The organism is Arthrobacter pityocampae (genome assembly GCF_002927275.1).
Lineage (GTDB): Bacteria > Actinomycetota > Actinomycetes > Actinomycetales > Micrococcaceae > Arthrobacter_D > Arthrobacter_D pityocampae.
Window position 1 is genome coordinate 244503 of record NZ_PRKW01000004.1, and the last position, 22261, is coordinate 266763.

Consider the following 22261-nt stretch of genomic DNA (forward strand, 5'->3'; position numbering starts at 1 on the left):
GTTGTACTCCTTCTACCCGTCAGCCCGCAGGCCGGTATGGCCGTCGTGCTGACCCGGGCGGTCCAGGGCGACGCTTCCTGCCCGGATGGCGTCCTTCGGGTCCAGGGACGGGGCACTTTCCTCGGAGTGAATCCGCACCCCGCGCTACGAAGAAATGAACTCGTCGAGCGCGGTCAGGAGGCGGTCGACGTCGTCGTCGCTGTTGTACGGCGCCAGACCGACCCGCAGGGCGGCGCTGTCCTCGAGATCCAGGCGACGGAAGGCCTCGTACGCGTAGAACGAGCCGGCCGGCGCGAGGATGTTCCGTCCTACCAGGAACCTGTAGGCGTCCGCGGAGGAACGGCCCGGGAAGGTCACCAGCAGTGTCGGTGTCCGGTCCCGGGCCTTCGAGTGCAGCGTGACGGCGTCGCCCAGGTGGGCCAGCCCTGCCTCGATGCGGGAGCGCAACCCGAGCTCGTACCCATCGACCACGTGAGCGGATGCGAGGAGGCGTGCACGGCGGCCGGCCGCGGCGCCCGGCGCGATCGCCGCGAGGAAATCCACGGCCGCGGTGGCCCCGGCCATGATCTCGTACGGGAGGGTACCGAACTCGAACCGCTCGGGAACCTCGTTCGTGGACGGCAGCAGCTTGTCCGGCTGCAGCGACTCCAGCAGATCCGGGTCGGCCACGAGGACACCGCAGTGGGGCCCGAGGAATTTGTAGGGCGAACAGGTGAAGAAGTCGGATCCCAACGCCTTCACGTCGACCGCCGCATGTGCGGTGTAATGGACCCCGTCCACGTGGACCAGCGCACCGACGGCGTGAGCGGCATCGGCGATACGGCGCACCGGCGGTTTGGTGCCGAGCAGGTTCGACGCCGCGGTGATCGCTACCAGCTTCGTGCGCTCGGTGATCGCGGCGGCGACGGACGCTTCGTCGATCTCCGTGGTGTCCGGATCGAAATCGATCCAGCGCACCGTGGCTCCGGCCGCGGCGGCTGCCTGCACCCAGGGGCGGATGTTGGAGTCGTGATCCAGGCGTGAGACGGCGACCTCGTCACCCGGCTGCCAGGTCTTGGCGAGGTGGCGGGAGAAGTCGTAGGTGAGCTGCGTGGCGCTTCGCCCGTAGACGACACCGCGGGGATGCGCCCCGAGCAGGTCGGCCATCGCCGCCCGGAAGCCGCCGACCGCCGCTTCGGCGTTGCTCTCCGAGCCCGCCCCCAGGCCGCGGTTGGACAGCGGCCCGGTGATGGCGTCCGCTATCGCGGCTCCCACGACGGCGGGGGTCTGTGTTCCGCCGGGGCCGTCGAAATATGCGGTGCCGGTGAGCAGGGCGGGGAAGTGCGCGCGGAAGCCCGCGATGTCCAGGGTCATGTCGCTACTGTCTCAGGTGGGGCCGATACGGGAAAGGGCGCGGGCGAAGGCCGTCGTGGATCGCTCGATGGTGTTTCGCTGTTCGACTCCCGTGCGCCATGCGTGACCTGTCCGTGCCAGGACGTCCTTCTCCCCAAGACCCGGGTACCGGTATACGGTGGCACGGCTGGCGCCGATGATCTTCCCGATATCCGTCGGCGCCAGCCCTTCGCCCTCCGGCCCGTGCAGGCACCCGGCCTCCGCATCGTCCGCGGAGATTCCCGTCGACCCGGTGAACCATGCGCTAGCATCAGTGCTCTACGGGCGGCCGCCCGCACTCGACGACGACGTCACGAGGACCGCGAATGCCGGATCTTCCCTTCCGTGCGGAGACACAGGCGCTCCTGGACGCCGTGAACGCGCTCGACCTCGATGCCCTGCGCGCGATGGTCGACGATGACTACGGCATCGTCGACATCGATCCGCACGGCCGGACGGTGGTGATCGACACACGAGCGCAATGGGACACCTACATGGCCGAGAACTTCGCGGCGATGCGAGCCGCGGATGCTGTGCTGTCCTCCCGCGTCATCGACTACCACGGCGTGCAGGTCGATTCCCTGGGCTACTCCGTGCTGCGGTTCGTGCAGAGAGTGGAACTCGCCGACGCCGTGATTGAGAACCCGTGTGTCGTGACGATCGTCTGGAAACACACCGACGAGGGCTGGAAAGAAGCCCGCTGGCACTGCTCCCCCGCACCCGCCTGAGCCGGCCCGGCGACGGCCGACGGATCCCCGGTGGGGACACGCTGTTCGGATGCGCCGTCACATGGCCGGTGAGCCGTGGCCCTGACCGGTGTCGCGTCGGTCGGGCGACGACCGTCACAGCCATCGGCGCTCGTAGGCTTCGCGAAGATCTCGACTGCCGTCCGATCCGAGCCCCATGTACATCAGGGGTTGCGTTGTCTAGTGTCGGTCGTCAGTCGCCGCGTCCGGTGATCACGACCAGCACCAGGAGCTCCCATGTCCCTCGTCCGTGTCCACAACTTCTCCGTCTCCCTCGACGGCTTCGCCACCGGCGAGGGCCAGCGACTCGACGCCCCGTTCGGGCATGCGGGCTCACGGCTCATGCAGTGGGCGATCGGCACCCGCACCTTCCGGGCGATGGGCCTCCACGGGGACTCCGAGGCCTCCTTCGGCGTCGACGATGCGTTCGCCGGCGCCTGGGGGCCCGGGATCGGCGCGGAGATCATGGGCCGGAACAAGTTCGGCCCCCAACGCGGACCCTGGGAGAACGAGGAGTGGAAGGGCTGGTGGGGGGAGAACCCCGTGTTCCACACGCCCGTCGTCGTCCTGACCCACCATCTTCGGCCGGCCCTCGAGATGGACGGCGGGACGACCTTCCACTTCGTCGACGCCGGCCCCGCCGTCGCGCTGGAGCAGGCCCGCGCCCTGGCCGGCGGCCTCGACGTGCGGATCGGCGGCGGCGCCATCACGATCCGCCAGTTCCTCGCGGCCGACCTCATCGACCACCTGCACGTCGTCGTCGTGCCGATCATCCTGGGCCGGGGCGAGCGCCTGTGGGAGGGCCTCGAAGGGCTGGAGGAACGCTTCGACATCGAGGCGACCCCGTCCCCGTCGGGGGTCGTCCACCTGGTCGGCACGCGTCGCGGCGCCCGGTGAACCCGGACGCCAGGCGTCAGGCGGTGAAGCGCGGCGCCCGCTTCTCCCGGAACGCCTCGAGGCCCTCGCGGTAGTCGTCGGAGGCCCCGAGCACGCCCTGGACGTCGTTCTCGCCGCTGATGGCCCGCCACAGTCCGAGCCGCTCGTCGCGGATCCGCGCCACGAGCTGCTTCGAGGCGACCAGCGCCTGCAGCGGACCGCTCGCCGCCCGCACGGCCTTCGACCGGGTGAAGTCGAGCAGCTCCGCGGCGGGCACGGCGCGACTGAAGAGTCCGCCGGCCACCGCCTCCGCCCCCGTCATGAGGTCCCCCGTGTACATGAGGTCCAACGCCCGGTGCGGCCCGAGCCGCTCGGTGAACAGCCAGTGCCCGCCGGAATCCAGCGCCAGCCCGAGGGCGGCGAACGGCGAGCCGATCCTCGCGTTGTCCGCGACGTACACGACGTCCGTCGCGAGCAGCAGACCCAGCCCGACGCCGAGGCACGCGCCCTGCGCCGCCGCGAAGGTGGGCGCGGGGAAGTCGGCCATCCTCCGCAGCAGCGGGGTGAGCGTGGCATCGAGGAACCCGAAGGCGTCGTCGGCTCCCGGCTGGATGGAGCCGAGGTCCCGGCCCGCGCAGAACGCGCGCCCCTCCCCGCGCAGCACGAGCGCGCGGACGGTGCCGTCAGCGACCCCCGCAGCGGCGGCGTCGTACGCGGCGGAGAGCTCGGTGAGCGCCTGCTCGTCGACGGCGTTGAGCCGGTACGGGGCGTCCAGCACCACCTCGGCGATGCCGTTCACGATGGTGAGGCGGACCATGCCGGCGGAGGGGTCACCGGGCGGCGGCGTGGTGGAGGGGGTCATGGCTGCCTCTCAGGCGTCGTAGTCGACGGCGACGTCGCTACTGGTCGGGTGGGCCTGGCACGTGAGGACATAGCCCGCGGCCACCTCGTCGGGTTCGAGGGCGTAGTTCTCCTCCATGGCCACCGTGCCCTGGACGAGCTTCGCGCGGCACGTCCCGCAGACCCCGCCGGCGCACGCGAACGGCACGTCGGGCCGCACCCTGAGGGCGGCGTTGAGGATGGACTCGCGGGCGTGGGTGGGGCTCTGCACGGAGCCCTGCAGCCCGTCCAGGTTGAAGGAGATGGTGTAGTTCTCCCCGTTGTCGGCGGGCAGGACCGGGCGCCCGTGGCTGCCCTCCGGCCGGGTGGGCTCACCCGTGGTGAACAGTTCGAAGCGCACCCTGTCCGCGGATACCCCGCGGTCGGTGAGGAAGTCCCGGCACAGCTGCACGAGCTCGAACGGCCCGCAGAGGAACCACTCGTCCACGCGGTCGGTGTCGATGACCGTGCCGAGCAGTTTCTCCAGCTTGTCGGCGTCGATCCGGCCCGAGAGCAGCGGCGAGATGCGCTGCTCGCGGGAGAGGACGTGGTGCACCGCGAAGCGGGCGGGGTAGCGGTCCTTGAGGTCGGCGAGCTCCTCGAGGAACATGACGTCCATCGCGGCGCGGTTCGCGTAGACGAGGTCGAAGCGCACGTCCGGGCCGGCGGCGAGCATGGACCGGGCGATCGAGATCACCGGGGTGATCCCGGACCCGGCGGCGACGGCGACGAACGAGGCGGCCTGCTCCCCCGGCGTCGTGCGCGGTGTGAACTGCCCGAGCGGGCTCATGACCTCGAGGGTGTCCCCCGCCGCGAGGGATTCGTTGGCCCAGGTGGAGAAGACGCCGCCGAGGTCGCGCTTCACGGCGACGCGCAGCTCACCGGGTTGGGGGTCGGCGCAGATGGAGTAGCTGCGGCGGACCTCCCGCGGGACGCCGTCGACGTCGAGCGTGGTGCGCAGCGCCACGTACTGCCCGGGCAGGTACCCGAAGGCGTCCTGCAGCGTGGGAGGGACGTCGAGGGTGACCTCGACGGCGTCCTCCGTCAGACGGCGGACGCTACGGACGGTGAGCGTGTGGAAGGCGCTCCGCCGCTTGGTGGAGGGGGCGAGGACAACGGCCATCAGTGCACCTTGAAGTAGTCGAAGGGTTCCCTGCAGTCGTTGCACACGTACAGCGCCTTGCAGGAGGTGGACCCGAAGCGGGTCAGCTCGCGGGTGTTCAGGGACGAGCACTGGGGGCACTTGACGCTCAGCCCGAGGCGCACCGGCCCGACGGCGGCCTTGCCGGTCGGCGGCGCGATGCCGTACTGCGCGAGCTTCGCCTTGCCGTCGTCGCTGAGCCAGTCCGTGGTCCAGGCGGGCGAGAGCACGAGCCGGACGGCGACGTCGTCGTATCCCGCCGCGTGCAGTGCCGCGGTGACGTCGTCGCGGATGGCGTCCATGGCGGGGCAGCCCGAATAGGTGGGAGTGATCGCGACCTCGACCCGGCCCGACGGCGCCACGTGGGCCTCACGCAGCACGCCGAGGTCCTCGATGGTCAGGACCGGGATCTCCGGGTCGACGACCGTGGCCGCGACGTCCCATGCCGCCGCGTCGGGTGCCGCCGCAGGCCGCAGGTCCGTGCCGGTCACCATGCCGCGCTCACAGGTAGGCCCTCACCACGACGCCCCGGGGTGCTCGCGGGCGAGGACCTGCATCTCGGCGAGCATGTACCCGAGGTGCTCGCTGTGGCGTCCCAGACGGCCGCCGCCGGTGGCTCCCGGCACGGCGGGGACGTCGAGTTCGGCCTCGGTGAGGACCGTCAGCACGGCGTCGTCGAACGGTGCGCGGAGCTCGCTCGGGCGGACGCCGGCGTCGCCCACCTCGTCGATGAGCGGGTGATCGGTGAACAGTTCCTCGACGTAGGGCCAGGTGAGTCGAAGCCCGGCGATCATCCGGCGGCGCGACTCCTCCGTGCCCAGCGCCAGGCGCAGGACCCACTGGGTGGCGTGGTCCCGGTGGTAGTCGACTTCCTTGACGGCTTTGGCGGCGATCGCGGCGAGCGTCGGATCGCTCGAGTGGACGAGGCGGGAGTAGAGCTCCCATTGGTAGAGGGAGACGACGAACTGCCGGGCGATGGTGCGGGCGAAGTCCCCGTTGGGCTGCTCGACGAGGTGCACCGAGCGGAACTCGGGCTCGCGGCGGAAGTAGGCGAGGTCGTCCTCGGTCCTGTCCCAGGCACGGCCGGCGTAGGTCAGGAAGGACCGCGCGTGGCCGATCTGGTCGAGGGCGATGTTGGCCAGCGCCACGTCCTCCTCGAGTTCGGGGGCCCGGGAGATCCACCAGCCGAGCCGCTGCGCGAGGATCAGGGCGTCGTCGCCGAGCCCGAGCGCGTACCGGGCGACGGCGTCGGCGGGCTTCGCGTCCTGGAGGGCGATGTCCTCGGGCCGCAGCGCGTTGCCCGGGGTGATGCGGGTGGCACTGGCGTTCGCCTCGCTCACAGGTGCTTCACCCCCTCGCTCTTCGTGTAGTACGTGGCATGCCGGTAGTCCTTGCCCTGCGGCGATTCGAAGAAGGCCCCCTTCGCGTCCGGGTCGCTCGTGATGATCGACGACGCCGGGACCACCCACAGGCTCACGCCCTCGTTGCGGCGCGTGTACAGGTCACGGGCGTTGCGCAGGGCCATCGCGGCGTCGGGTGCATGCAGCGATCCCGCATGGACGTGGGAGAGCCCGCGGGAGGAGCGCACGAAGACCTCCCAGAGCGGCCAGGCCGCGCGGTCCTCGTGCAGGCCCGACGTCGGTGCGGTCGCGCCGTCGTCGCCCGTGGTCGATCCGCCGGTCACCTAGGCCGCCTTCGTCGTGTGCTTCGCGGCCTGGCGGGCCGCGTACGCCGAGGCGGCGTCGCGGACCCAGGCGCCGTCCTCGTGGGCCTCCCGGCGCCGCTCCATGCGCTGGGCGTTGCAGGGTCCGCGGCCCGCGAGGACCTCCTTGAACTCGTTCCAGTCGAGGGGTCCGTGCTCCCACCGGCCGCTCTCCTCGTCGAAGCGGACGTCCTTGTCCGGCAGGTCGAGTCCGAGGACCTTGATCTGCTCGACCATCATGCCGACGAAGCGGGAGCGCAGCTCGTCGTTCGAGAAGCGCTTGATCTTCCACTCCATGGACTTCTGCGAGTTCGGGGAATCCTCGTCCGGCGGACCGAACATCATGAGCGACGGCGCGTACCAGCGATTGACGGCGTCCTGGGCCATGGCGCGCTGCTCGGGGGTGCCGTTGGCCAGTTCGAGCAGGATCTCGAAGCCCTGCCGCTGGTGGAACGACTCCTCCTTGCAGATGCGGACCATCGCACGCCCGTAGGGGCCGTAGGAGGCGCGGCAGAGGGGCACCTGGTTGCAGATGGCCGCTCCGTCGACGAGCCAGCCGATGGCCCCGATGTCCGCCCAGGTCAGCACGGGGTAGTTGAAGATGCTCGAGTAGCGCGCCTTGCCGGCGATGAGGTCCTCGGTCATCTGGTCGCGCGGGGTGCCGAGGGTCTCCGCAGCGGAGTACAGGTAGAGCCCGTGCCCGGCCTCGTCCTGGACCTTCGCCATGAGCACGGCCTTGCGCTTGAGGGACGGCGCCCGCGTGATCCAGTTCGCCTCCGGCTGCATGCCGATGATCTCGGAGTGCGCATGCTGGGAGATCTGGCGGGTCAGGGACTTGCGGTAGTCCGCGGGCATCCAGTCGCGCGGTTCGATGCGCATGTCCTGGGCGATGAGGTCGTTGAAGACCTTCTCGCCGGCGGCGTCGTGGTCCGCGCGGGTCTCGATCGCTGTAGCCGTCATGGTGCCTGCCTCGCTCGTCCGGACGTCCGGTTTAATTACCGACCGTTCGTTCAGTATAGGGAGGGCCGGCGAGGGAGGTCAACGGTTGGGCGGGCAGGGTTCGGCTGGTCAGGGAGGGGATTCTTGAGGCCTGGAAGGTGCGGGCCTCGTGGTGCGCCGGGCGTCATTGGGTCATTGGGTCATTGGGTCATTGCGTCATTGCGTCATTGGGGTGCAGCGTCAGCCCACGCGGGCGAGTGGCGCGTCCCGGCTGTCCTGGCTCGCGGCCAGGATCTCCCGCAGTTCCCGGACGGGTCCGTTCTCGGCGGCTCGCGAGGAGAGCTGGGCGTTCATCCAGGCGGCCAGCCGCTTCTCCCCGGCGGTCGCGGGAGAGGAGAGGGACGGCAATCGGCCCTCGTCCTCGAGGAACGCGGAGATGCTCTCGACCTTCAGCCAGGCGGCCCCGGTGCGCTGATGACCGGTCGCGTCCTCTGAGAGCAGCCCTGCCTCGCAGAGCTTCGCCCGGTGCGCCGGCGTCAGGCGACCGGCACGGGCGGCCTTGCGCTGTTCGTCGAGCCACACGGCCAGGCGGTGCTCGCCCGGCGTGGAGGCCCTGAAATACGGGTCACGGCCCTCACTGTCACGGAAGGCGATGAGTGCCCGCAGGCGGAGGTCCCAGGAGGTGGTCAGCACGGGGAGCGGCCTTTCCGAGTGGAGCAAATGATAGTAATAAGGGTACTACTAACTAGGCAAGCTAACTATCACCCGCTGAGAGTGATGCCTCCCTCACCGCCACCCGTCCGGTGTGCTGGAGCGTCGTGCAAAAATGGGCCCATGACCGTCGACGGATCCCGCCCAGCCGCTGCCCGGCGCGGACGCCCCGGGTACGACCAGCAGTCGGTCCTCGCCGTCGCGGTCGCAGCCTTCAACCGGCACGGCTACGAGGCGACGTCGATGGGCATGCTCGCCGAAGAGCTCGGCATCAGCAAGTCCGCGATCTACCACCACGTGCCGTCCAAGGGGGACCTCCTCCGGCTGGCCCTCGATCAGGCGCTCGGCGGCCTGGAATCCGTGCTGCAGGACCCCCGTTCGCACACCGGCCCCGCGGACGCCCGGCTCGAGTTCGTGCTGCGGGGGACGATCGCCGTCCTGACCGACCGGCTGCCCTTCGTCACGCTGCTGTTGCGGTTGCGCGGCAACACGGAGATCGAGCGGGAGGCGCTCCAGCGACGCAGGGCCTTCGACCGCGAAGTGGCGGCCCTCGTCGATGCCGCGCGGCATGAGGGCTCCATCCGGAAGGACATCGACCCGAGGACCACCACGCGCCTGATCTTCGGCACCATCAACTCCATCGTCGAGTGGTACAAGCCGGGTGGCCCCCTGACCGCAGAGAAGCTCTCCGACGACATCATCCACATGGTGTTCGACGGCCTGCATCGGCGCTGACCCTGGCCGGGCGACGCTTCTGCCCGCCGACTCGCCCAGCTAAATGGGCATGGTGAGACATCCCCACCGAACCAGCTGTGTCGATGGGCAGAAGCACCCAAGCACCGCTGACCGGGGCCGGCGTCGGTGGGCAGAACCGCTGAAGCACCCCCGCCCCCGGGCCGCGCAACCCTTCTGCCCTACGACCCCTGCCCGTGCAACCCTTCTGCCCTCCGACTCGCCCAGCTAAGTGGGCATGGTGAGACATCCCCACCGAACCAGGTGTGTCGATGGGCAGCAGCACTCAAGCGCCGCTGACCGGGGCCGGCGTCGGTGGGCAGAACCACTGAAGCACCCCTGACGATCACCTGACCGGCGTGCATGAGTGTCAGTACCTTGTCCACATACGCCGGTCATGCGGGTCGGCGAGCAGCACGGACTGTCAGGGTGCCTCCATGAACCCAAGCAATGCGCTGGAAGCCTTCGGCGGTGTAGCCCGCAGCACGAGACTTCTCCGGGCCGGAGTCACCCCTCATCGGCTCAGGCGGGCGCTGACGCGCGGGGAGGTACTCCGCCCGGTCCGTGGTGTCTACTGTCTGCCCGGCCATACCAGTGGTCTTCTGACGGCCACCTGCGTGCACGCGGAGCTTGCCTGCATCAGTGCGGCGCGGGGTCCCGGCCTCTGGACCCTGCGACCGCCGTCGCTGATCCATGCGAGCGTGAACCACGGGCGCGCCCTCGACGCCCGATTCCGCGTGCACAGATCGGAGGGACTGCTCACTCCCTTGCGGATCTGCCTCCAGGCGATGCGGTGCCTGCCCGAACTAGATGCCCTGTGCATCGTCGAGTCCGCCGTCGCGCTGGGCCACGTCCCGCTCGCCCGGCTGAAGGACTCGGTGGGCGGACGACGGGACGGGGCCCTGCGGCGGATCGTCGAGCTCATCGACCCGCATTCGCAGTCCGTCCTCGAGACCGTGGCGCGCTACCACCTCCGGTCCGCGGGCCTCAGCACCCAGTCTCAGGTATACATCCGGGGCGTGGGCCGGCTCGATCTGTACGTGGACGGAATCCTCGGCATCGAGGTGGACGGGCGCCAGCACCACAGCGACCATCGCGAGTTCGAGGAGGACCGACGCCGCTGGAACGTGCTCACCATGCAGGGCGTGCCGGTCCTCAGGGTGACCCACGCCCTGCTGACACGTGAGCCGGACCAGTTCCTGGCACTCGTACGGGCCGCCATCGCCTCACGCCGGCCCGGTCACTGAGCGATTCCGGTGGGCATGATCGGTGATGCCCACCGAGGTGCACGTGTCGGTGGGCATCACAAGCGAAACCGGGCACCGGGCTACCCGCGCACCGGGCCGAAGCGCCGGCTACTTCCGCACGAGGGTCAGGACGTCGTAGGTCGCTACGATCTCATCGGCCTGGTTGTGCAGGACGGCGTCCCACGCGACCTCGCCGTACTCATCGGTCTCGCGCGGCGTGATGCGCTTGGCCGTGAGTGTCACCCGGATGGAGTCCCCGGCGGCCACCGGAGTGATGAACCGCAGGTTCTCCAGTCCGTAGTTCGCGAGGACGGGCCCGGGTGCGGGGTCCACGAACAGGCCGGCGGCCCAGGACAGCAGCAGGTACCCGTGGGCCACGATCCCCGGGAAGAACGGGTTCGCAGCCGCCGCCTCCTCGTTAGTGTGGGCGTAGAAGGTGTCCCCCGTGGTCTCCGCGAAGGCCTCGATGTCCTCGAGCGTCACCTTGCGTAGCTCCGAGCGGACGGCGTCGCCGATGCGCAGCGTCGCCAGGTCCTTCCGGAACGGGTGGGCGTCGTCGAACCGGCGGTCCGCGCCGGTGTGCCACTCCCCCGTGATGCTCGTGAGCATGTTCGGCGAACCCTGTACTGCGGTGCGCTGCATGTGGTGCAGCACCGAACGCATACCGCCCAGCTCCTCGCCGCCGCCCGCCCGGCCGGGGCCGCCATGGACGAGGTGCGGGACCGGCGATCCGTGGCCCGTGGAACTCCGGGCGTCCTCGCGGTTGAGGATGAGCACGCGGCCGTGGTGCGCGGCGATCCCGAGCACGAGCTCCTGCGCCACCGCCGGATCGTTGGTGCACACGGTCGCGACGAGGGACCCCGAGCCGAGGGCGGCGAGCCGGACGGCGTGCGCCAGGTCCTCGTAGCCGATGACGGACGCGACAGGCCCGAACGCCTCCACGGAGTGCAGGGCCCCGGCCTCGACGTCGGCCCAGGTGAGCAGCACCGGCTCCATGAACGCGCCGCCGGGCGCCTTGCCGGTCGTGTTGTCGGCGAGGACGACGTCGGGCGCGTCCAGCGAGCCGAAGGCCAGGGACGCACCGCCGTCGAGCAGTTCGCGGACGGCACCCTGCACGCCCTCGAGTTGCGCGAGCGACGCGAGCGCGCCCATGGTGACGCCGTCGGCCCGCGGGTCCCCGAGCGTCACCCGCGAGCGGATCCGCTCGCCGGCGGCACGCACGACGTCGTCGACCAGCACCTCGGGCACGATGGACCGCCGGATACTCGTGCACTTCTGCCCGGCCTTGACGGTCATCTCGGTGACCAGGGACTTGATGAAGGCCTCGAACTCGGGGGTCCCCGGCACCGCGTCCGGACCGAGGATCGCGGCGTTCAGGGAGTCGGTCTCGCACGTGAAGCGGACCCCGCCGCGCTCGACGGACGCGTGGGATTTCAGGTGGTTCGCGGTGGACGCCGAGCCCGTGAAGGACACGAGGTCGCGGTAGTCGAGGTGGTCGAGGATGTCGCGGGCCGGGCCGGAGACGAGCTGCAGGGACCCCTCGGGCAGGATCGCGGAGCCGATGATGAGCTTCACGACGGCTGCGGTCAGGAAGCCGGTGGGCGTGGCCGGCTTCACGATCGTGGGGACCCCGGCGAGGAAGGCGGGCGCGAGCTTCTCGAGCATGCCCCACACCGGGAAGTTGAACGCGTTGATCTGCACCGCGACGCCGGGGATGCGCGTGTGGATGTGCGTGCCGAGGAACGAGCCGTCCTTGGAGAGCACCTCGGGCGGGCCGTCCACGATCACGTGCGAGTTCGGCAGTTCGCGGCGACCCTTGGACCCGAACGTGAAGAGCACGCCGATGCCGCCGTCGATGTCCACCATCGAGTCGACCCGCGTGGCGCCGGTCTTCGCCGACAGCTCGTACAGCGGCTCGCGCTGGGCGTTCAGGTACTGGGCGAGTTCCTTGAGCTTCAGCGCGCGTTCGTGGAACGTGAACCGGCCGAGGGCCGCCTGACCGGTGGTCCGCCCGAACCGGACCGCGGCGGCCGTGTCGATCCCGGCCGTGCTGACGAGGGCGAGGTCCTCGCCGGTGCTGGCGTCGCGCACCACGGTGCCGTCGCCCTCCGCGGCGGCCCGCTCGGGCGTCCACCAAGCGTCCTCGAGGAAGCTGGGCACGACGTCGATCTGTACTCGTTCCGGGGCGGTGGTCATGGTCCGCTCACCTTTCACTGGTGCTGCCGGGATGGGCGCTGGGGGTCTGGCTGGGTCAAGGAGCGGGCGACGGCGGGGCGTCGTCCCAGGCGAAGAAGCCGCGGCCGCTCTTGCGGCCGAGGTCGCCGCGCGCCACCTTCTCGCGAAGGATCGCGGGCGGGGCGAAGCGGGGTCCGAGGGTGGATTCCAGGTATTCGGCGATGCCGAGCCGGACGTCCAGCCCTACGAGATCCGTGGTGCGCAAGGGGCCCACCGGGTGCCGGTAGCCGAGGACCATCGCGGCGTCGATGTCCTCCGCCGTGGCGACGCCCTCCTCGAGCATGCGCATCGCCTCCAGGGCGATGGCCACACCGAGCCGCGAGCTCGCGAACCCGGGTGAGTCGCGCACGACGACGGGCGTCTTGCCGAGGGCGGCGACCCAGGACCGGGCGGCCTCCTCGAGCCCGGCCGAGGTCTCCGTCCCGAGGACCACCTCGATGAGGGCCGACGCCGGGACGGGGTTGAAGAAGTGGAGCCCGCAGAACTGCGCGGGGCGGCGCAGCGCGCCCGCGAGCGCGTCAACCGACAGGGAGGAGGTGTTCGTCGCGAGCCAGGCATCGTCGTCGAGCACGTCCTCGACGGCCCGCAGCGCCTGCCGCTTCAGGGCGGGGTCCTCCGGCACGGCCTCCACCACGAGGCCGCACCCGCCGAAGTCCGCGTAGTCCGTGGACACGGAAATCCGGGCCTCGAGGTCGGCGAGCGGTGCCGCCGTCGTCCCGCGCTCGACGCTGCGGGCGAGGGCCCGGGTGACGCGGTCGAGCCCGGCCTGCGCCGCGGCGTCGTCCCGTTCGACGACGACGACCTCGGCCCCGCCGAGGCAGAACGCATGGGCGATGCCGGCGCCCATGCGGCCGCCGCCGAGGACGCCGACGCGCGCGGGGACGCGGTCCGCGACGCTGCTGCGGCCAGCGCCGGGGTCGGTGCCGGGCTCGGCCTTGGCGTCGGCGCTGGGGTCGACCGGGACCCCGCTGGAACCGCTGCTCATGAACCCTTCTTTCGGTCGAGGAACCGCTGCATGCGGTCGAACTTGGCGTCGGACTCGAACAGGATGGACTGGGCCAGCTGATCGATCATCGGGTGCGCCTCCCGGGGTGCATGGAAGACGCTCTTGGTGATGCGGACGGCGAGCGGGTCCTGCCGGGCGATGCGGTCCGCGAGGGCGTGGGCTGCCGGTAGGAGATCCTCCGGTGCGTGGATCTCCGTGATGAGGCGTGCGTCCAGGGCCTCCTCGGCGGAGAGGATGCGCCCGGCGAGGAGGATCTCCAGGGCGAGGGGCTCCCCCACGAGCTCCTTGAGCCGCCAGGTGGCGCCGGCGGCGGGCAGGATGCCGAGGCCTGTCTCGGGATTGCCGATCCTCAGGCGCGGGGTCCCGAGCCGGAAGTCCGCCGCGAAGGCGAGTTCCGCGCCCCCGCCCAGCGCGTACCCGTCGAGGGCCGCGATGACGGGCATGGGCAGTCCGGCAATGCGTGCGAAGAGCGTGGAGTTGATGCCGGCCAGGGCGTCGTCGCGGCGGCGCTCGCGCAGCTCGGCGATGTCGGCGCCCGAGGCGAAGACGCCGTCGGACCCGGTGAGGATGAGCGTGCGCGGTGACCGCTCGAGGTCCGCGCACACGGCGTGGAGCTCGTCGACCATCCGGCGGTCGATCGCGTTGCGGGCCTCCGGCCGGTTCAGGGCGGCGACGAGGCGTCCGGGCGCGTCGGTGAGCGTCAGCGACGACGCCATCAGACGGCCTCGACGAGCAGGGCGGTCCCCTGGCCGACGCCGACACACATGGTCGCCAGGCCGAGGCGCCGGGCGGGTCCGGCGAGTTCGCGCTCGAGCCTGCCGAGCAGAGTGACCGCGATCCGCGCGCCCGAGGATCCCAGGGGATGGCCGAGCGCGATCGCCCCGCCGTCGCGGTTCACGATCTCCTCGTCGAGGCCGAGCCGGCGGATGCAGGCCAGCGACTGCGTGGCGAAGGCCTCGTTGAGTTCGACGGCGCCGAGGTCGGCGACGGTGAGCCCGGTGCGCTCGAGGACCTTCTGCGTGGCCGGGACCGGGCCGATGCCCATGATCTCCGGTGGGACGCCCGCGGACGCGCCGTCGAGGATGCGGGCGCGCGGCGTCAGCCCGTACCGCTCGATCGCCGCCTCGGACGCGACGATCACGGCGGAGGCGCCGTCGTTCAGGGAGCTGGAGTTCCCGGCGGTGACGATGCCGTCCGGCCGGACCACGGGCCGGAGCCCCGCGAGGGCCTCGAGGGTGGTGTCGGCCCGGGGCCCCTCGTCGGTGTCCACCGAGAAGGACGTCCTGCCGCGGTTCACCTGCACGGGGACGATCTCCTCCGCGAAGCGTCCGGCGTCGATGGCCGCGAGGGCCCGCTGATGGGACCGCAGCGCGAAGGCGTCGGCGTCGTCGCGCGTGATGCGGTCCAGTGCCGCGAGTTCCTCGGCGGTCTCGGGCATCGAGTAGGTGGCCTTGTCGCGGGCCGCGAGCAGCGGGTTGGTGAAGCGCCACCCGATGGAGGTGTCCAGCACGGCCCCGGGCTTCGCGAAGGCCTTGGTGGGCTTCTCCATGACCCACGGCGCCCGGCTCATGGATTCGACCCCGCCGGCGACGACGATGTCGGCGGCCCCGGCCCTGATCATGTGGGACGCCATGATGATGGCGGAGAGGCCCGAGGCGCAGAGCCGGTTGACGGTGATGCCGGGGACGCCGTCCGGGAAGCCGGCGAGGAGGGATGCGAGACGCGCGACGTTGCGGTTCTCCTCCCCCGCACCGTTGGCGTTGCCGAGGATCACCTCGTCCACGGTGGCAGGGTCGACGCCGGCGCGCTGGACGACGGCGGAGAGGACGAGCGCTGCGAGGTCGTCCGGCCGGACGCTCGAGAGGGCGCCGCCGTACCGGGCAACGGGGGTGCGGACACCACCCACCAGGAAAGCCTCGGCCATGTTCGTCTCCCTCGTCGTCGTGGTCGGCCCGTTCCCGTCGAAGGAATTACCGAACGCTCGTTCTGTAAAGGCCTGCTCCAGAATTGCACGGCACCCCGGCACGGTCAACCGGCCGCGACGGCGGGGTCCTGGACCCGCAGGAGCAGCGGGGCGGCGGACCGGCAGTGGCAAGATGGAGGCCATGACCGCTGATGCCGCCGTGACCGAGATCCCCCTCCCCACACCCGCCCGGAAGGTGCCCTCCGAGCGCACCCACCACGGGGACACGTTCATCGATCACTACGAGTGGATGCGCGAGAAGGAGAGCCCGGAACTGATCGAGCACCTGAAGCGCGAGAATGCGTACACCGAGGCCGTCACCCGCTCCCAGGAACCGCTCCGCGAGGCCATCTTCGGCGAGATCCGGGACCGGACGCAGGAGACGGACCTGTCCGTGCCCGCCCGGAAGAAGGGGTGGTGGTACTACTCCCGCACCGAGGAGGGCAAGCAGTACGGCATCCAGTGCCGGGTGGCCGCCGAGGACACCGGCGATCCCACCCGCGACTGGACGCCGCCCGTGGTGGTTCCCGGGCAGCCCGTCCCGGGCGAGCAGGTCATGCTCGACGGCAACGTCCTCGCCGAGGGCAAGCCGTTCTTCTCGCTGGGCGGGCTGTCCGTCACCGAGGACGGCACGCTGCTCGCGTACAGCGAGGACAACGCCGGCGACGAGCGCTTCACGCTGCGCATCAAGAACCTCGAGACCGGGGACCTGCTGCCGGACGCCGTGCCGAACGTCTTCTACGGCCTGGCCTTCTCCCCGGACGGCACGCGGGTCTACTACACCGTCGTCGACGACTCCTGGCGCCCCTACCAGGTGCGCGCGCACACGTTGGGAACCCCCGTGGAACAGGACGCCGTCGTCTTCCAGGAGGACGACGTGGCCCTGTGGACCGGCTTCGAGATCTCGGCGGACCGTACGCAGCTGCTCATCACCATCGGCTGCTCCGAGTACAGCGAGTACCGCGTCCTGGATCTCGCCGCGCCGGAGCGGGGGCTGACCACCCTGCTCTCCCGCGACGAGCGCATCCTGTACGACGCCGAACCGCTCACCCTCGACGGCGCACCGTACTACCTGCTGACCCACGACCGCGACGCGAAGAACTCCATGGTGAGCCTCGTGGCCGCCGGCGAGTTCGCCAAGCCGCTCGCCGACCAGGCGTGGACGACGGTCGTCCCGCACGACGACGCCGTGCGGGTCGAGGGCGCCACCGTCACCCGCACCCACCTGGTCCTGTCCGTCCGGAAGGACACCATCGAGCGCGTGCAGGTCCTGCCGCTGGCGGGCCTCGGGACGCCCGCGCAGGGCGTGCCCACCGAGCCGGACTTCGACGAGGAGCTGTTCACGAGCAACCTCGCCAACGCCGAGTTCGACTCCCCGATCATCCGCCTCTCCTACACCTCCTATCTCACGCCGCCGCGCGTCTACGACTACGTGCTCGAGGAGGGATCGCTGGAGCTGCGGAAGGAGACCGAGGTGCGCGGCGGCTACGACCCCGCCGACTACGTCGCCGAACGGCACTGGGCGCCGGCCACGGACGGCACGCTGATCCCACTGTCCGTCATCCGCCGTGCGGACCTCCCCCGGGACGGGTCCAATCCGGGCCTGATCTACGCCTACGGCAGCTACGAGGTCAGCATGGATCCGGCGTTCTCAATCGCCCGGCTCTCCTTGCTGGACCGGGGCATCGTCTTCGTCGTCGCGCACATCCGCGGCGGCGGGGAGATGGGCCGCAGCTGGTACGAGCAGGGCAAGAAGCTGGCCAAGAAGAACACGTTCACGGACTTCGTGGACGCCACGACCTACCTCGGCACCTCGGGATGGGTGGACGCCGGGCGCATCGCCGCGATGGGAGGGTCCGCCGGAGGGCTGCTCATGGGCGCCGTCGTGAACCTGGCACCGGAGAAGTACCGGGCGATCGTGGCGCAGGTGCCCTTCGTGGACGCCCTCACGACGATCCTCGACCCGGAACTGCCGCTCTCGGCGCTGGAGTGGGAGGAGTGGGGCAACCCGATCACGGACCCGGAGGTGTACCGGTACATGAAGGAGTACACGCCCTACGAGACCGTGCGTCCCGTGGCCTACCCGCGCATCGCCGCGGTGACCAGCTTCAACGACACGCGGGTGCTCTACGTGGAGCCCGCGAAATGGGTGGCCCAGCTGCGCGAGACCACCACGGGCACCGAGCCGATCGTCCTGAAGACCGAGATGGACGGCGGCCACGGCGGGGCCAGCGGCCGCTATTCGCGCTGGCGCGACATCGCCTGGGACTACGCGTTCGCCGCGGACGCCGTGGGCGCGACGGCGGTGCTGGCGCGCTCGACGAGCTCCGTCGGGTAGATGACGGGCTCCGGGTGCGAGCCCGGGGCCTCGATCTCCTCGAGGAGCATCCTCCCCGCCCGGACAGCCATCCCGACCATGGGCTGCGTGATCGTGGTGAGGGGTGTCGGCGCCGTCGCCGCGACCGCGTGGTTGTCGTAGCCGATGACCGCGATGTCCCCGGGGACGGTCCGGCCCGCGGCCTGGAGTGCCTCGATCACGCCGAGCGCCATGAGGTCCGACGCCGCGAAGACGCCGTCGATGTCCGGGTGCTCGGCGATCAGCCGGCGGGCCGCGGCGGCGCCGCCCTCGGTCGTGAAGTCGCCGTGCACCACGGGCGACGCGGGGAGGCCGGCCTCGGCGAGCCCCTCGGTCCAGCCGCGCAGGCGGTCGACGGCGGCGGTCATGTCGGCGGGGCCGGCGACCGTCGCGAGGCGGCGGCGTCCGAGCCCGACGAGGTGTCGGGCCGCCAGCCGGCCGCCGCCCACGTTGTCGGAATCCACATACGTGACGTCCGAGGCCGTGTCCCACGGGCGGCCGATGAAGATGGTGGGAAGGCCCGTCTGGGCGAGGGACCTCGCCCAGGAGTCGGCCTCGTGGTGCGAGACCACGATGGCGCCGTCCACGTGCCCGCCGCGCAGGTAGCGCAGGGTGCGGGACGCGTCGTCGTCGGCTCGCGACATCAGCAGCACCAGCTGCACGTCGGTGTCCCGGAGAGCCTCCGTGATGCCGGTGATCACGACGGCGAAGAAGGGGTCCATCATGACCCGGACGTCAGGCTCCGGGATGACCAGGGCGATCGAGGACGTCCGACGCGTCACGAGGCTGCGGGCCGCCCGGTTCGGGATGTACCCGAGGTCCCCGACGGCTCGTTCCACGGCCGCCTGCGCCTCGGGGCTGACGCGGTCCCCGCCGTTGATGGCGCGGGACGCCGTGGACCGCGACACCCCGGCCGCCAGCGCAAGATCCTCGAGCGTAGGACTCGGGCGGCTTGCGGTCCGGCGCGGCGACCGGGGCGGGGACGTGTTCATCATCCCGACAATACGACACCCGCCGTCACGACGTCCTGCGCGGAATTTCTGGCCGGCACGGTGTTGGTGGCGGCCAGGCGGGCGTACCAGAGGGCGCTCGCCTTCGGGGTGCGCTCCAGGCTCTCGTAGTCCACCCGGACCAGGCCGAAGCGCTGGTGGTAGCCCCAGGCCCACTCGAAGTTGTCCATGAGGGACCACGCGAGGTAGCCGCGGAGGTCCACGCCGTCGTCGATGGCGTCCTTCATGGCCCGGACGTGGACGTCGAAGAAGCCGAGGCGGTCCTGGTCGTCCACGAAGCCGTCGGCGTCCGCGGCATCGTTGTAGGCGGCACCGTTCTCCGTGATGTAGAGCGGGATCCCGGCCGGTCCGGTGTACTCGTCCTGCAGCCGGTTGAGCAGGCGGCGGAGCCCCTCGGGCTGCACCTCCCAGTCCATGGCCGTCACGGGCAGCCCGCGCGGGACCGAACGGACGCCCGGCGCTGCGACGTAGGGCGAGGAGACCGGGCGCTCGAGCGGGGCGTGGCCCTCCTGCGGTGCGGCTTCCCCCGACGGCGTGGTCGTCACGGCTTCACCGTGGTAGTAGTTCACGCCCAGCACGTCGATGGGGGCGCCGATGACGTCCAGGTCCCCCACGTGGATGTGGTCGGCCAGCCCCAGGTGCTCGACGTCGCGGAGGACGTCCTCGGGGTAGGAACCCCGCAGCACGGGGTCGAGGAAGATCCGGTTGAACTGCCCGTCGATGCGCCGGGCGGCGTCGCGGTCGGCCTCGCTGGCCGGGTCGGCGGGGTCCGGGACGGTGAGGTTCAGCGTGATGCCGAGCGTCGCCTCCGGGTCCCGGCGGCGCAGCTCCTGCGTCGCCAGACCGTGCCCCAGCAGGAGGTGGTGCGCCGCGGCCAGGGCCGCCGTCGGCTCCTGCCGTCCGGGGGCGTGCACGCCGGCGGCGTAGCCGAGGAACGCCGCACACCAGGGCTCGTTGAGCGTGGTCCAGATGCGGACGCGGTCGCCGAGGGCCTCGTGCATGAGTGCTGCGTACTCGGCGAAGCGGTAGGCCGTGTCGCGGTTGGTCCAGCCGCCCTGGTCCTCGAGCGCCTGGGGAAGATCCCAGTGGTAGAGGGTGAGCCAGGGCTTGATCCCGGCTTCGAGCAGCTGGTCCACGAGCCGGGAGTAGAAGGCGATGCCCTCGGGGTTCGGCGTGACGCCGTCCGGCATGCAGCGGGACCACGACGTGGAGAACCGGTACGCCTGCAGGTTGAGGCTCTTCATGAGCGCGACGTCGTCGGCCGAGCGATGGTAGTGGTCGCAGGCGACGTCGCCGTTGTGGGCGTCCGCGACGGCGCCGGGGACCCGGGCGAACGTGTCCCAGATGGACGGCCCGCGGCCGCCCTCGCGGGCTGCGCCCTCGATCTGGTAGGCGGCGGTCGCCGCGCCCCAGAGGAAGCCCTCGGGGAAGGTGATCTCGGTACTGCTCATCCTTTGACTGCTCCTTGCATGATTCCGGAAACGAGTTGGCGTCCTGCGACTGCGAAGAGGAGCAGCAGGGGGATGGTGGAGAGCACGGCACCGGCGAGCACGATCGAGTAGTCGACGAAGTGCGCGGCCTGGAGCAGCTGCAGTGCCACCGGGAGGGTGGGATTGGAGGGATCCAGCACGATGAACGGCCAGAAGAAGTTGGTCCATGTGGCGACGAACGTGAACAGGGCGAGCATAGCCGCCGCCGGGCGCGCCGCGGGCAGTCCCACGTACCAGAACGCCTGGATCATCGAGGCGCCGTCGATGCGCACGGCCTCGATGAGCTCGTCCGGCAGCGCGTCCCGGAGATACTGGGTCATCCAGAAGACACCGAACGCCGTGACCACGCCGGGTACGATCACCGCCCAGAGCGAGCCGGTCCAGCCGAGCTTCGCCATGACGATGAACAGGGGCACCACACCGAGCTGGGTGGGGACCGCCATCGTGGCGATGACGAACACGAGCAGGGCCTTGCTCCCGCGGAAGCGGAGCTTCGCGAAGGCGAACCCGGCGAGCGTGGAGAACAGGACCACGGAGAACGCCGTGACGGTCGAGACGAGAACGCTGTTGCCGAGCGCCTTCCAGAACGGGATGCTGTCCAGCACGGTGGCTGCATTGGCGACGAAGTTGCCGCCGGGCACCAGGGGGACGCCCTGGCTGATCACGGAGCTGTCGTGGCTGCCCACCAGGAAGGACCACCAGAGCGGGAACACCGACCCGAGGATCACGGCCCCGAGGAACCCGTAGGTGAGGAAGCCCGGGCGCCGCATGGTGCCGCCCGGGGCACCGCGGCGTCGGGAGCCGAGGCCCCGCTGGGCGGCACGGGCCGCGCCCTTGCCTGCAGTCTGCTCGATCATGGGGATGGAACTCATCGTCGGCCTCCCTGGCTTGCGATGCGGCGGGTGATGAGGAAGTTTGCCAGCGCGATGACCACGATGATCAGGAACAGGAGCCAGGCGACCGCCGAGGCCCTGCCGAAGTTGCGTTGGCCCCAGCCGAGCTCCCAGATGTACATGGTGAGGGTCTGCCACTGCCGGTCGGCCCCGCCGAGTCCCGCCTGGTCGAAGACCCTGGCCTCGTCGAAGATCTGGAGGCCTCCGATGGTCGCCGTGATCACCACGAAGATGATCGTCGGCCGCAGCATCGGGACGGTGACGGAGAAGAACTGGCGGAGCCGCCCGGCGCCGTCGATGGTCGCCGCCTCGTAGACGTCCCGGGGGACGGCCTGCATGGCGGCGAGGAAGATCAGCGCGTTGTAGCCGGTCCAGCGGAAGTTGACCATTGTCGCGATGGCCGCGTGGCTCGCGAGGGAGTCGGAGTGCCAGCGGACCGGGTCCAGTCCGATCCCCGTCAACAGTTCGTTCACCAGGCCGGCCTGGTCGGCGAAGAGGTTGTTGAAGATCAGTCCGACGGCCACGGGGGCCACCACGAAGGGGACGAGGACGCCCATCCGCCAGAACGTCCTGGCCCGGAGGTTGGCATCCAGCACCGCCGCGATGGCGATGGCGATGACGACCTGCGGGACGGACGAGAGGAGGAAGATGCTGAACGTATTGCCTACCGCGTTCCAGAAGAACGGCTGCGCCAGGACGAACTGGAAGTTCTCCAGTCCCGTGAAGGCGCCCTGTCCCCCGATGAGGTTCCAGTCGTGGAGCGAGACCCATGCGGTGTAGAGCAGGGGGAACAGGCCCGTGACGGCGAACAGCAGGAAGAACGGGGAGATGTAGAGATACGGAGACAGCCTGACGTCCCACTTCGACACCTTTTGGGAGAAGGCCAGCCGCTTCACGCTCTTCTCGCGTGGCGCCTGCCCGTCCGTGGGGTGGGGGGATTGGACCCGGTCCGTGACAGCCATGG

General features: G+C 70.6%; 21 protein-coding genes. 5 read left to right on the forward strand and 16 right to left on the reverse strand.

Features of this window, described 5'->3' with window-relative positions; translation table 11 throughout:
• Window positions 1–144: 144 nt before the first annotated feature.
• Window positions 145–1353, reverse strand: a complete 1209-nt coding sequence (locus C4K88_RS10135) for a cysteine desulfurase-like protein (protein WP_104121510.1) — start codon at window positions 1351–1353, stop codon at window positions 145–147.
• A 344-nt stretch (window positions 1354–1697) separates the two neighbouring features.
• Here C4K88_RS10135 and C4K88_RS10145 point away from each other — a divergent pair, with 344 nt between their 5' ends.
• Both C4K88_RS10145 and C4K88_RS10150 read left to right on the forward strand, forming a co-directional pair.
• Window positions 1698–2099, forward strand: coding sequence for a nuclear transport factor 2 family protein (locus C4K88_RS10145; RefSeq protein WP_104121511.1), 402 nt, complete (start codon window positions 1698–1700; stop codon window positions 2097–2099).
• Window positions 2100–2354: 255 nt separating this feature from the next.
• Window positions 2355–3014, forward strand: a complete 660-nt coding sequence (locus tag C4K88_RS10150; protein WP_104121512.1) for a dihydrofolate reductase family protein — start codon at window positions 2355–2357, stop codon at window positions 3012–3014.
• Between the two features lie 16 nt (window positions 3015–3030).
• Here the strand turns inward: C4K88_RS10150 and C4K88_RS10155 are convergent, their stop codons facing one another.
• The 7 genes from C4K88_RS10155 to C4K88_RS10185 all read right to left on the reverse strand — a co-directional run bounded on the left by C4K88_RS10155 (window position 3031) and on the right by C4K88_RS10185 (window position 8347).
• On the reverse strand, window positions 3031–3810 hold the full coding sequence (locus C4K88_RS10155; RefSeq protein ID WP_104121746.1) for an enoyl-CoA hydratase/isomerase family protein: 780 nt from the start codon (window positions 3808–3810) through the stop codon (window positions 3031–3033).
• 54 nt (window positions 3811–3864) lie between these two features.
• Entirely contained in the window at window positions 3865–4995 is a 1131-nt protein-coding gene (gene paaE / locus C4K88_RS10160) for a 1,2-phenylacetyl-CoA epoxidase subunit PaaE (RefSeq protein ID WP_104121513.1), read from the reverse strand.
• Window positions 4995–5507, reverse strand: a complete 513-nt coding sequence (gene paaD / locus C4K88_RS10165) for a 1,2-phenylacetyl-CoA epoxidase subunit PaaD (RefSeq protein ID WP_104121514.1) — start codon at window positions 5505–5507, stop codon at window positions 4995–4997. The genes paaE and paaD overlap by 1 nt, the downstream gene beginning before the upstream one ends.
• A gap of 21 nt (window positions 5508–5528) precedes the next feature.
• A complete protein-coding gene (gene paaC, locus C4K88_RS10170) occupies window positions 5529–6353 on the reverse strand; it encodes a 1,2-phenylacetyl-CoA epoxidase subunit PaaC (RefSeq protein WP_104121515.1) in 825 nt (274 codons plus the stop codon).
• A complete protein-coding gene (paaB, locus tag C4K88_RS10175; RefSeq protein ID WP_104121747.1) occupies window positions 6350–6643 on the reverse strand; it encodes a 1,2-phenylacetyl-CoA epoxidase subunit PaaB in 294 nt (97 codons plus the stop codon). The genes paaC and paaB overlap by 4 nt, the downstream gene beginning before the upstream one ends.
• A 54-nt stretch (window positions 6644–6697) precedes the next feature.
• Window positions 6698–7675 (reverse strand): 1,2-phenylacetyl-CoA epoxidase subunit PaaA, encoded by a 978-nt coding sequence (gene paaA, locus C4K88_RS10180; protein ID WP_104121516.1) that lies wholly within the window; start codon window positions 7673–7675, stop codon window positions 6698–6700.
• A gap of 219 nt (window positions 7676–7894) precedes the next feature.
• Window positions 7895–8347 (reverse strand): helicase associated domain-containing protein, encoded by a 453-nt coding sequence (locus C4K88_RS10185; protein ID WP_104121517.1) that lies wholly within the window; start codon window positions 8345–8347, stop codon window positions 7895–7897.
• Window positions 8348–8488: 141 nt separating this feature from the next.
• Here C4K88_RS10185 and C4K88_RS10190 point away from each other — a divergent pair, with 141 nt between their 5' ends.
• Together C4K88_RS10190 and C4K88_RS10195 are read left to right on the forward strand one after the other, a co-directional pair.
• Complete coding sequence (locus C4K88_RS10190) at window positions 8489–9100, forward strand: TetR/AcrR family transcriptional regulator (RefSeq protein ID WP_104121518.1); 612 nt, start codon at window positions 8489–8491, stop codon at window positions 9098–9100.
• 434 nt (window positions 9101–9534) lie between these two features.
• On the forward strand, window positions 9535–10344 hold the full coding sequence (locus C4K88_RS10195) for a type IV toxin-antitoxin system AbiEi family antitoxin domain-containing protein (RefSeq protein ID WP_146065667.1): 810 nt from the start codon (window positions 9535–9537) through the stop codon (window positions 10342–10344).
• A gap of 108 nt (window positions 10345–10452) precedes the next feature.
• Here C4K88_RS10195 and paaZ read toward each other — a convergent pair whose 3' ends face one another.
• The 4 genes from paaZ to C4K88_RS10215 are packed head-to-tail and all read right to left on the reverse strand — an operon-like array spanning window position 10453 to window position 15509.
• Complete coding sequence (paaZ, locus tag C4K88_RS10200) at window positions 10453–12540, reverse strand: phenylacetic acid degradation bifunctional protein PaaZ (RefSeq protein ID WP_104121520.1); 2088 nt, start codon at window positions 12538–12540, stop codon at window positions 10453–10455.
• A gap of 55 nt (window positions 12541–12595) precedes the next feature.
• Window positions 12596–13564, reverse strand: coding sequence for a 3-hydroxyacyl-CoA dehydrogenase family protein (locus tag C4K88_RS10205; protein WP_104121521.1), 969 nt, complete (start codon window positions 13562–13564; stop codon window positions 12596–12598).
• The gene (locus C4K88_RS10210) at window positions 13561–14301 is read right to left on the reverse strand and encodes an enoyl-CoA hydratase/isomerase family protein (protein ID WP_104121522.1); all 741 of its coding nucleotides are present in this window, start codon (window positions 14299–14301) and stop codon (window positions 13561–13563) included. The genes C4K88_RS10205 and C4K88_RS10210 overlap by 4 nt, the downstream gene beginning before the upstream one ends.
• Window positions 14301–15509, reverse strand: a complete 1209-nt coding sequence (locus C4K88_RS10215) for a thiolase family protein (protein ID WP_104121523.1) — start codon at window positions 15507–15509, stop codon at window positions 14301–14303. The genes C4K88_RS10210 and C4K88_RS10215 overlap by 1 nt, the downstream gene beginning before the upstream one ends.
• Window positions 15510–15681: 172 nt before the next feature.
• Between C4K88_RS10215 and C4K88_RS10220 the strand changes: the two genes are divergently transcribed.
• The gene (locus C4K88_RS10220) at window positions 15682–17886 is read left to right on the forward strand and encodes a S9 family peptidase (protein WP_438502345.1); all 2205 of its coding nucleotides are present in this window, start codon (window positions 15682–15684) and stop codon (window positions 17884–17886) included.
• Here C4K88_RS10220 and C4K88_RS10225 read toward each other — a convergent pair.
• From C4K88_RS10225 to C4K88_RS10240, 4 genes are read right to left on the reverse strand one after another with little or no spacing between them, the layout of a single operon-like run.
• Window positions 17817–18896, reverse strand: coding sequence for a LacI family DNA-binding transcriptional regulator (locus C4K88_RS10225; RefSeq protein WP_438502349.1), 1080 nt, complete (start codon window positions 18894–18896; stop codon window positions 17817–17819). The genes C4K88_RS10220 and C4K88_RS10225 overlap by 70 nt on opposite strands.
• Window positions 18896–20365 carry a GH1 family beta-glucosidase gene (locus tag C4K88_RS10230; RefSeq protein ID WP_104121525.1) on the reverse strand — a complete coding sequence of 490 codons (1470 nt, stop codon included), beginning with the start codon at window positions 20363–20365 and terminating at the stop codon, window positions 18896–18898. The genes C4K88_RS10225 and C4K88_RS10230 overlap by 1 nt, the downstream gene beginning before the upstream one ends.
• On the reverse strand, window positions 20362–21276 hold the full coding sequence (locus C4K88_RS10235) for a carbohydrate ABC transporter permease (protein ID WP_104121526.1): 915 nt from the start codon (window positions 21274–21276) through the stop codon (window positions 20362–20364). The genes C4K88_RS10230 and C4K88_RS10235 overlap by 4 nt, the downstream gene beginning before the upstream one ends.
• Window positions 21273–22259 (reverse strand): carbohydrate ABC transporter permease, encoded by a 987-nt coding sequence (locus C4K88_RS10240; RefSeq protein WP_104121527.1) that lies wholly within the window; start codon window positions 22257–22259, stop codon window positions 21273–21275. Before C4K88_RS10240 ends, C4K88_RS10235 begins: the two co-directional genes overlap by 4 nt.
• Between the last annotated feature and the right edge of the window lie 2 nt (window positions 22260–22261).

What these genes read in the sequence shown, in the direction of transcription:
- C4K88_RS10225 (WP_438502349.1), bottom strand. Translation starts at nt 18,896, where the DNA reads ATGAACACGTCCCCGCCCCGGTCGCCGCGCCGGACCGCAAGCCGCCCG.
- C4K88_RS10150 (WP_104121512.1), top strand. Translation starts at nt 2,355, where the DNA reads ATGTCCCTCGTCCGTGTCCACAACTTCTCCGTCTCCCTCGACGGCTTC.
- paaE (WP_104121513.1), bottom strand. Translation starts at nt 4,995, where the DNA reads ATGGCCGTTGTCCTCGCCCCCTCCACCAAGCGGCGGAGCGCCTTCCAC.
- C4K88_RS10235 (WP_104121526.1), bottom strand. Translation starts at nt 21,276, where the DNA reads ATGAGTTCCATCCCCATGATCGAGCAGACTGCAGGCAAGGGCGCGGCC.
- C4K88_RS10230 (WP_104121525.1), bottom strand. Translation starts at nt 20,365, where the DNA reads ATGAGCAGTACCGAGATCACCTTCCCCGAGGGCTTCCTCTGGGGCGCG.
- paaZ (WP_104121520.1), bottom strand. Translation starts at nt 12,540, where the DNA reads ATGACCACCGCCCCGGAACGAGTACAGATCGACGTCGTGCCCAGCTTC.
- C4K88_RS10215 (WP_104121523.1), bottom strand. Translation starts at nt 15,509, where the DNA reads ATGGCCGAGGCTTTCCTGGTGGGTGGTGTCCGCACCCCCGTTGCCCGG.
- C4K88_RS10195 (WP_146065667.1), top strand. Translation starts at nt 9,535, where the DNA reads ATGAACCCAAGCAATGCGCTGGAAGCCTTCGGCGGTGTAGCCCGCAGC.
- paaD (WP_104121514.1), bottom strand. Translation starts at nt 5,507, where the DNA reads ATGGTGACCGGCACGGACCTGCGGCCTGCGGCGGCACCCGACGCGGCG.
- C4K88_RS10190 (WP_104121518.1), top strand. Translation starts at nt 8,489, where the DNA reads ATGACCGTCGACGGATCCCGCCCAGCCGCTGCCCGGCGCGGACGCCCC.
- paaA (WP_104121516.1), bottom strand. Translation starts at nt 7,675, where the DNA reads ATGACGGCTACAGCGATCGAGACCCGCGCGGACCACGACGCCGCCGGC.
- C4K88_RS10135 (WP_104121510.1), bottom strand. Translation starts at nt 1,353, where the DNA reads ATGACCCTGGACATCGCGGGCTTCCGCGCGCACTTCCCCGCCCTGCTC.
- C4K88_RS10205 (WP_104121521.1), bottom strand. Translation starts at nt 13,564, where the DNA reads ATGAGCAGCGGTTCCAGCGGGGTCCCGGTCGACCCCAGCGCCGACGCC.
- C4K88_RS10145 (WP_104121511.1), top strand. Translation starts at nt 1,698, where the DNA reads ATGCCGGATCTTCCCTTCCGTGCGGAGACACAGGCGCTCCTGGACGCC.
- C4K88_RS10220 (WP_438502345.1), top strand. Translation starts at nt 15,682, where the DNA reads ATGGAGGCCATGACCGCTGATGCCGCCGTGACCGAGATCCCCCTCCCC.
- C4K88_RS10155 (WP_104121746.1), bottom strand. Translation starts at nt 3,810, where the DNA reads ATGGTCCGCCTCACCATCGTGAACGGCATCGCCGAGGTGGTGCTGGAC.
- C4K88_RS10240 (WP_104121527.1), bottom strand. Translation starts at nt 22,259, where the DNA reads ATGGCTGTCACGGACCGGGTCCAATCCCCCCACCCCACGGACGGGCAG.
- C4K88_RS10210 (WP_104121522.1), bottom strand. Translation starts at nt 14,301, where the DNA reads ATGGCGTCGTCGCTGACGCTCACCGACGCGCCCGGACGCCTCGTCGCC.